We start from the raw sequence: 7,844 nt of genomic DNA on the forward strand, positions 1-7,844 counted from the left end.
CAGGCCCAGGCCCGTGCGCCGCCGTGTCGGGGTGGCAGGACGGCGCACGGGCCTGGGCCTGGGGAACCGCCCCGGCGGATGCCGAACCGGCGCGTACGGCGTGGACCGGCGCGGGGTTCCATCGAATTCCCGCCCGAACACCGAATGGGGGATGCGTCTGTCATGGACGTCACACGTCGAACACTTCTCCGCGGCCTGTCCGCCGCTCCGCTCGCCGCGGCCGCCGGCGGTCTGGTACTTCCGTCCACGGCGCGCGCGGCGGGGTCCGAGGCGGCGTCCGAATTCCGGGTGTCGATGCGCGAGCACCCGCTGGAGCCGACCAGCTACACCTATCCCTCGGCGATCGCCGGCCTCGCCAACGAGCTCGCTGCCGCACCCCTGGTCCAGGAAGTGCTGCGGAACGCGGACCGCAAGGCAGTGGCGAATCCACGCTGGCCCGCGGGGACCAAGCCGAGCAGGCTCGCGTACTCCTTCGGCTGGGACCCGGACAAGAACGACGGCACCACTGGGCAGTGGTATCCGCAAGGCGTCTCCAGCAGTTACGACGCCTACCACGGGCCCATTCCGGGCACGAACACGGACGCGGAGAAGCGGGCGGTCCTGGTGTCCTGGTATGCGAAGGGCGCCATCTGGAACCGCGGGGCGCGCGTCACTTTCGTCGATGTGACCGTCCCGAGCAGGCCGCGGTACCGACACGTCCTGCTCGTGGAGCCGAAGAAGTCCGCCGGTGAGCCGTATGACTTCGCACCCGTCGGGGTCCACGCGGGAGGCATCGCCTGGTACGGGGACAGGCTCTACCTCGCCGACACGCGCGGCGGCTTGCGCGTCTTCAACGTCAACCAGATGTTCAAGGTTGCCACGCCGCCGAAAAACTGGTGCGGCTACCGCGCCATGGACAATAAGTACTACGCGTACGACTGCCAGTACGTGCTCCCTCAGAGCCGCGCCTACGACAACGCGGGAGCGGCACTCATCTACTCCCAGGTCTCGGTGGACCACACGACCGCGCAGCCCTCCCTTCTGGTGAGCGAGTTCCGCCGCCGTGGTAAGTGCCGGGTCGTGCGCTGGTACATGAACCCCCAGACCAGCGCCATCACGTCCGAAGAGGCCGAGGGACAGCGGACGTTCAACCGCCTGAAGGTCCAAGGGGCGGTCAGCGTGGACGGCAGGTACTACTTCTCGGTCAGCGATGGCCCCAACAACCGAGGAAGTCTGTACCGGTCCCGACGCGGCAGAAACACACCCATGTGGCACGGGTACCTCTCGATCGGCCCCGAGGACCTCAGCTACGACGGGGACCGAGACGGCATCTGGGGGCTCGGCGAGCACCCACGTAAGCGCCATGTGTACGTGGTGGGCCGCTGAGCCGCGACCCATCGTCCATGACGTGGCTCCGCTACGGCGGAGCCACGCTCACGGCTTTCACTGCTCCAGGTGCGCCATCGCGTCCGCGCCGCTCTCCGCGAAGAAGACCAGCTCGCTCAGCGGCAGCGGCAGGAAGCCCTCGTCCTCCATCCGCTGGAACTGCTGCTTCAGCCCGTCGTAGAAGCCCGCCGTGTTGAGCAGCACCACCGGCTTGATGTGCAGGCCGTGCTTCTTCAGCTCCAGGATCTCGGTGGCCTCGTCCAGCGTCCCCGTGCCGCCCACCATGACCACCACCGCGTCCGCCCGCGCGAGTAGCTGCGCCTTCCGCTCGGCGAGATCCTTGGCGATCACCATCTCGTCGGCGTTCTCCCTGGCCTTCGCGGACAGGAACTCCACCGATATCCCGACGAGCCGCCCGCCGTTCTCCTGCACCCCGTCCGCCATCACCTTCATCAGCCCGACGTCCGACCCGCCCCACACGAGCGTGTGGCCACGCTTGCCGATCAGCTCGGCGAACTCGCGGGCGGGGGCGGTGTAGCGGTCGTCCAGGTCGGCGGCGGAACAGAAGACGCAGATATTCATGGTCGCCACTCTACGGTCCGGGTCCGACAGCGCCCCGGATCCGCGCGGCTGATTCAGGCGGCCAGCGCCGCCGTGGGTGTCGGCGGAGTCCCGCCCCAGCCCAGCTCGAACCACACCGTCTTCCCGCCGACCCCGAAGGGCTCCTCGCCGATGGCACAGCCACCCCACCGGTCCGCGAGGACATCGAGAATGAACAGCCCCCGGCCGTTGTCCACCTCGACGGAGGGCTTGAGCGGCTCGGGGAGCTCGGGATTGGTGTCGGTGACGCTGACCCGCAGCACGGGGTGCGTCCACAGCAGCCGTACGGATGCGCAGTCGTCGGAGTAGCGGACGGAGTTGGTCGCCAGCTCGGAGGTGAGCAGCGACGCCAGCTCGACCATGTCGCGCAGCCCGTGCGCGGTCAGTACGGCGCGCAGGGTGACCCGGACGATACCCGGGCCGCGGGGGTCTCGGGGGAAGCGGAGTTCGTACTCCCAGGGCTCGGTGAACAGCAGCGGTGGTGGATGCGGGGTCACGTGGCACCTCCGGTGGGCGTTGTGTACTCCGGTACGCGGCTTTCTGCCGCAGCACGCGGCATGGCGCCGCTCCCACGCCGGGAAACGGCACGCTTCCGTGGTGAGCGGTGGCGAGTAGCTTGCCTGCATCGCAGCGCCCTCACATAACCCGTAATGCCAAGTTAGCTAGAACGGGTGAATGGCTCGGACTTCCTCAACGCACAGCGTCCACCTGGGCAAAACTGTGCGCGAGCGCAGGAGAGGACATATGGCACCCAAACAAACACCGACCGTCCGCCAGCGAAGGCTTGGGGCTGAACTACGACGGCTCCGCGAGGAGGCGGGCATGTCAGCGCCGACCGCGGGCGGCCTTCTGGGGACCGACCGAACGATGATCTCCAACATCGAATCCGGCCGCTTCGGCGTCAGCGAGGAGCGCCTGCGGCGGCTCGCCAGCATCTACGAGTGCGACGACTCGGCCCTCATCGATGCCTTGGCGCAGATGACGGGAAGACAGAAACCCGGCTGGTGGGAGGAGTACCGCGGCAAGATCCCGCCAGGCTTCCTGGACGTCTCCGAGATCGAACACCACGCTGTTCGGCTACGGACTGTTCAGACCGCCCACCTACCTGGGCTCTTCCAGACGGAAGACCATGCACGCGCGCTATTCGACCTCTTTCTGCCGCCGCTGCCGCGCCTGGAAGTGGAATTGCGAGTGGCCCACCGTCTGGCACGGCAATCCGCACTACTCGGCGACAAGCCCACCCCATACACGGGCGTGATCCACGAGGCCGCCCTGAGGATGCAGCTCGGCGGCAGGCGAGCCGCCCGCACGCAGCTCGAACACCTGCTGACCGCAAGCGACCGCGAGAGCGTCACTATCGCCGTGATCCCATTCGAGGCGGGCGGCTATCCGCTCATCGGGGACTCGTCCGTCCTCTACGCCGAGGCGCCGAACCGACGCCTGGACACCGTGCACATGGACTCGCCCACCGGTCCGGTGTTCATCGACTCGCCCACCCAACTCACCCATTTTCGGACCCGGCTGGACTTGGTCGAGAAGATGGCATTGACTCCAAAGAAGTCGCGAGACTTCATCCAAGCGATCGCCAAAGACCTGTGAGGGGTTCCCTTCGTGTCCACCTTGAGCTGGCTCAAGTCCTCCTTCTCCGATGCTGGCGGCAACAACTGCATGGAGGTCGCTGCCGACGGCAGCCGCATAGCCATACGCGAGAGCGCCGAGCCCGATGCCGTCCTGACCACCGACCGCACCGCGCTGCGCGCGTTCGTCGTTGGCGTGAAGGACGGGCGCTTCGACCGGCTTCTGAACGGTTAGCGCGGCCAGTTGACCGTGGAAATGCGTCGCTTCGAGCAGTTCGACGCGGCGTTCCCGGACTACCACGCCGAGATGATCGACGGAGAAGTCTGCCTCAGTACCTCGGTCGCCAGCGCACACGGACAGATGGTCGTGTCCATCGCAGCACAGCTCATGTCCGAGCGGTGCGTCATGACCAAGGTCGATACCGTCTACAAGGGATGGCACGGCCTGACACTCCTCCGACCCGACATCGCCGTGGTCGACTCTTCCTACCGCCGCACTCGTCTGGCGAAATTCCCCGCCGCCGAGATCATCCTCGTAGGCGAGATCGTCTCGGAGTCCAACCCCGAGAACGACACCGAGAAGAAGGTCCGGAAGTACGCCTTGGCAGGGATCCCGTACTACCTCATCGTCAATCCCATCGTCGGCAAGTGCCTGCTGTACTCGCTCCCCAGCGGGGAGCACTACCGCGCGTCGCTGGAGACCGATTTCGGTGAGCCCGTGCCGATCGGAGAGCCGATCGGCGCCACGCTCGACACCTCGGCGCTCTATATCTACTGAGGAGCCGAACGGGAATGGACCAGCACACCTGGCAGCGGTCATCGTTCTGCGGCGGCGGCGGCAACAACTGCATAGAGGTCGCCATCGATGGCAGCGCCATAGCCATACGCGAGAGCTCCGAGCCCAACACCGTCCTGGCCACCGACCACACCGCGCTTCGCGCCTTCGTCCTCGGGGTGAAGGACGGGCGCTTCGACCCCCTGCTGGACCCCCGGTAGCCGACCCGACGGGCCCGAGCCCGCCCCAGGCCAGATCGGCAGGGGCCGACGCGGCAATACGACCATGGGCCCCGGTGCGACGCGCACCGGGGCCCCGCGCATGCCGCGACTCACGCCCATGGGTGACGCGCATCACCCAGATGACCCAGCAAAGTGACCTTCCAGCCCCATAAGCTGCCCAATGGCCTTACCGGAACCACTCCATCCGCTTCCCCCCACACGCGGCAGCGGTCACGACGACCGTTCACGCCTGATCAGATACCTGGCCCGTCCCGGAGCGGGCCACCGGACCGTCCGGACAACCGTGGGCTGGGAGAGAACGTTGAGATCACGACGCATATGGGTAACGGCTGCCGCGGTGACAGCCGGCCTGACGGGGGCGCTGGCCTTCGAAGGGCTGGCCGGCGGCTCGGCCGACACCGGAAGGGCAGCGACTTCCGGGCCGGTCAAGGCCGCTGTCCACCGCATCGCCTTGAAGCCCGGCGCGGACGGGGACGTGACGCTCGGAACTCGGTCCACCGAACCCTTCAGTCTGCTCGGAGTGAGCTGGACCAACCCCATGGCCAAGGCGCCCAAGAAGGTCGAAGCGCGCACCCGTGACGCGAAGACCGGTACGTGGTCGCAGTGGTTCACCGTGGGAAACAATGACGCCCTGGGGGACGTCCCGACGAAGGGCGAGCGGGGAGCGACCGAGCCCTACTGGGTCGGGCCTTCCAACGGCGTCCAGTTGCGCGTTCTGGCGGGCAGCAAGACCTCGGCCACCCTGCCGCACGGTCTGCGCCTCGATCTGGTAGACCCCGGAAAGGCCGCCACCGCCGACCCCGCCCCGGCCGCCTACGCCCTCGATGTTCCCGGCGCCTCCGCCTCCGCCTCGGACAGCGCGACACCGGCCGATACGCCGACCGGCACGCCCACGGGCGCGGCGACCGACACCCCCACTCCGACCGACACCCCCACCGACACCTCCACCCCGGCGACGGACTCCCCCTCGCCGAGCGACACACCGACCCAGACCACGACCAGCGATGCCCCGTCCGCCTCACCGAGCGACACGGCGACGACCTCACCTTCGCCGAGCGCCTCCGCCACCGGCGGGCCGCCCTCCACCGTGCCCGAGCCGCCGATCGTCTCGCGCACCGAATGGGGTGCCGACACGACGGGCATCACACCGGAAGACCCTCCGACGTACAACACGGACGTCAAATCGGTCTTCGTCCACCACACGGACGGGACCAACGACTACAGCTGCGCAGACTCCGCCTCGATTGTGCGTGGTATTTACATCTACCACGTCAAGACCAACGGCTGGAATGACATCGGGTACAACTTTCTGGTCGACAAGTGCGGCACCATCTTCGAAGGCCGCGCAGGCGGCGTCGATATGCCGGTACTCGGCGCGCACACCTACGGCTGGAACCGCGAGAGCGCCGGCATCGCCGTCCTGGGCAATTACACCTCCACCGGCGCGTCCACGGACGCAATGACATCGATCGCCCGGCTGGCCGGATGGAAGCTCGGTCAGTACGGCGCCGACCCCGCCGGCACCGTCCAGCTCACCGCTGGAGCGACCCAGAAGAACTACCTCGGCACCAGCTACACGGCCGACACGAAGTACACCTTCAACCGGATCTCCGCACACCGCGACGGCTACAACACCGAGTGCCCCGGCAACTCGCTGTACGCCCAGCTGCCCACCATCCGCAGCTGGGCATCCGGCCCCGTCGCCGGTTTGAAGATCACCTCGGTATCCGGGGCCGGCCTGTACAACTCGGCCTACTACACCAAGGCCGGCATCACCGTTCACTGGTCGGCCACCACTCCCGCAGCCCTGATCAAGAGGTACGAGCTGCTGGTTGACGGCAACGTCGTCGCCACCACCTCCGGCACCAGCGCCTCCGCGTCGACCACCCTGGCGCTGGGCACGCACAAGGTCGCGGTACGGGCCGTGCACCAGTCGGGGAAGACGACGACCACCGCCGCCACCACCGCCATCGCCGAGACCACCGCCCCGACCTTCACCACGACACCGAAGCTCACCCTGCGGACCGGCACGGTCAACACCACCGCCGTCCCGGTCCGCCTGGACTGGAAGGCAACCGACAACGCCGCCCTGCGGGATGTCAAGCTGCTGTCCCCGACCACCGCGACGTTCAGCCCGACGACCACCGTTTCCAACCGCACGGTCACGTCCGGTACCGCCTCCACCTGGTCCATGCGCGCCTACGACTACGCGGGCAACTACCGCACCTCCTCACCCTCCTACACACCCGTCATCCTCCAGGAGTCCTCGGCGGTGAAGTCCGGTAGCTGGACGACCAGATCCTCCTCCAGTTACCTGGGCGGCAAGTCATACTCGAGCGGCAGCAAGGGCGCCGGCCTGACCTGGACCTTCACCGGCCGTTCCGCGGCCTGGGTGGTCTCCCGGGCATCGACCTCCGGCCAGGCGTACATCTATGTGGACGGCACCAAGACCGCCACCGTCGACCTGCGCTCCTCCTCGACGATGTACCGCAACGCCGTCTGGACGAAGTCCTGGTCCACCAGTGCCAAGCACACCGTCAAGATCGTCGTCGTCGGCACCAGCGGCCGCCCGACCATCACCTCCGACGGCCTGGTCTACATCAAGTAACCCAGCCGCGCCCGACCCGCGAGAGCGGGGCGCGGCCGATGGCCGGCCGCGCCCCGCTCCGCTCCTTTGTCCGCCCCATTCCGGCCGCGAAACCGCAGGTCGAAGGGCGGACAACTCAGTTTGTCCGCGGACATCCACACAGGCCGGGTCGCGGCACGTGGCAGGCTGACCCACATGGCGATCCATGGTCCGTCCCAGAACAGCGATGCGGTGCTGGTGGTGCGTCCCCCGCTCACGGATGAGGATCTCAACGAACTGTTCAGCGCCTCATGGCCGGGGCACCGGCCGACCTCCTTCACACCGATGCTGGCCCGCAGCCTGGTGTGGATCGCCGCGAGCCGGGAGGGCCGACTCGTAGGCTTCGTCAACGTCGTCGGCGACGGGGGTCTGCACGCCTTCATCCTGGACACCACCGTGCACCCCGACGAGCGTCGGCAGGGGCTCGGGGTGCGGTTGGTGCGTGCGGCCGCCGATGAGGCGAAGGCATGTGGTGCGCAGTGGCTGCATGTCGGCTATGAGCCGCACCTTGAGTCCTTTTACGCACAGTGTGGATTCCGGCCGACCGCCGCGGGTCTTATGCGGCTTTGAATGGGCTGTGCGCCGATGCAGGGCGGGCCGAGTGCTCCTCCTTCGCCCGGCCGGACTCGTTTCTCAGTGGGCGAAGGAGGAGCACTCGG

Annotated in this window: 9 protein-coding genes; 7 read left to right on the forward strand and 2 right to left on the reverse strand. The window is 67.7% G+C overall.

What is annotated here, in order from left to right:
- The first annotated feature begins 162 nt into the window (after positions 1-162).
- Positions 163-1,365 (forward strand): hypothetical protein, encoded by a 1,203-nt coding sequence (locus CCN51_RS42120; RefSeq protein WP_014176178.1) that lies wholly within the window; start codon positions 163-165, stop codon positions 1,363-1,365.
- A 57-nt stretch (positions 1,366-1,422) separates the two neighbouring features.
- Here the strand turns inward: CCN51_RS42120 and CCN51_RS42125 are convergent, their stop codons facing one another.
- The gene (locus CCN51_RS42125) at positions 1,423-1,947 is read right to left on the reverse strand and encodes an LOG family protein (RefSeq protein WP_014176179.1); all 525 of its coding nucleotides are present in this window, start codon (positions 1,945-1,947) and stop codon (positions 1,423-1,425) included.
- 53 nt (positions 1,948-2,000) lie between these two features.
- Positions 2,001-2,462 carry an ATP-binding protein gene (locus CCN51_RS42130; protein WP_014176180.1) on the reverse strand — a complete coding sequence of 154 codons (462 nt, stop codon included), beginning with the start codon at positions 2,460-2,462 and terminating at the stop codon, positions 2,001-2,003.
- Between the two features lie 247 nt (positions 2,463-2,709).
- Here CCN51_RS42130 and CCN51_RS42135 point away from each other — a divergent pair, with 247 nt between their 5' ends.
- From CCN51_RS42135 to CCN51_RS42160, 6 genes are all read left to right on the forward strand, one after another.
- Positions 2,710-3,564 (forward strand): helix-turn-helix domain-containing protein, encoded by an 855-nt coding sequence (locus CCN51_RS42135; RefSeq protein WP_078610438.1) that lies wholly within the window; start codon positions 2,710-2,712, stop codon positions 3,562-3,564.
- Between the two features lie 12 nt (positions 3,565-3,576).
- Complete coding sequence (locus CCN51_RS42140) at positions 3,577-3,777, forward strand: DUF397 domain-containing protein (protein ID WP_014176182.1); 201 nt, start codon at positions 3,577-3,579, stop codon at positions 3,775-3,777.
- A 15-nt stretch (positions 3,778-3,792) separates the two neighbouring features.
- A complete protein-coding gene (locus CCN51_RS42145) occupies positions 3,793-4,320 on the forward strand; it encodes a Uma2 family endonuclease (RefSeq protein ID WP_238545637.1) in 528 nt (175 codons plus the stop codon).
- Between the two features lie 14 nt (positions 4,321-4,334).
- Positions 4,335-4,538 carry a DUF397 domain-containing protein gene (locus CCN51_RS42150; RefSeq protein ID WP_014176184.1) on the forward strand — a complete coding sequence of 68 codons (204 nt, stop codon included), beginning with the start codon at positions 4,335-4,337 and terminating at the stop codon, positions 4,536-4,538.
- Positions 4,539-4,896: 358 nt separating this feature from the next.
- Positions 4,897-7,167, forward strand: a complete 2,271-nt coding sequence (locus CCN51_RS42155) for a peptidoglycan recognition protein family protein (protein ID WP_014176185.1) — start codon at positions 4,897-4,899, stop codon at positions 7,165-7,167.
- Between the two features lie 174 nt (positions 7,168-7,341).
- Positions 7,342-7,755, forward strand: a complete 414-nt coding sequence (locus CCN51_RS42160) for a GNAT family N-acetyltransferase (RefSeq protein ID WP_055413927.1) — start codon at positions 7,342-7,344, stop codon at positions 7,753-7,755.
- Positions 7,756-7,844: the final 89 nt, after the last annotated feature.

It is taken from the genome of Streptomyces milbemycinicus, from assembly GCF_002154605.1.
In the GTDB taxonomy this organism is placed as follows: Bacteria; Actinomycetota; Actinomycetes; order Streptomycetales; family Streptomycetaceae; genus Streptomyces; species Streptomyces milbemycinicus.

Bases quoted from the DNA above. Each gene is read 5' to 3' on its own strand.
- CCN51_RS42120 (WP_014176178.1), top strand. From the start codon at position 163: ATGGACGTCACACGTCGAACACTTCTCCGCGGCCTGTCCGCCGCTCCG.
- CCN51_RS42125 (WP_014176179.1), bottom strand. From the start codon at position 1,947: ATGAATATCTGCGTCTTCTGTTCCGCCGCCGACCTGGACGACCGCTAC.
- CCN51_RS42135 (WP_078610438.1), top strand. From the start codon at position 2,710: ATGGCACCCAAACAAACACCGACCGTCCGCCAGCGAAGGCTTGGGGCT.
- CCN51_RS42150 (WP_014176184.1), top strand. From the start codon at position 4,335: ATGGACCAGCACACCTGGCAGCGGTCATCGTTCTGCGGCGGCGGCGGC.
- CCN51_RS42160 (WP_055413927.1), top strand. From the start codon at position 7,342: ATGGCGATCCATGGTCCGTCCCAGAACAGCGATGCGGTGCTGGTGGTG.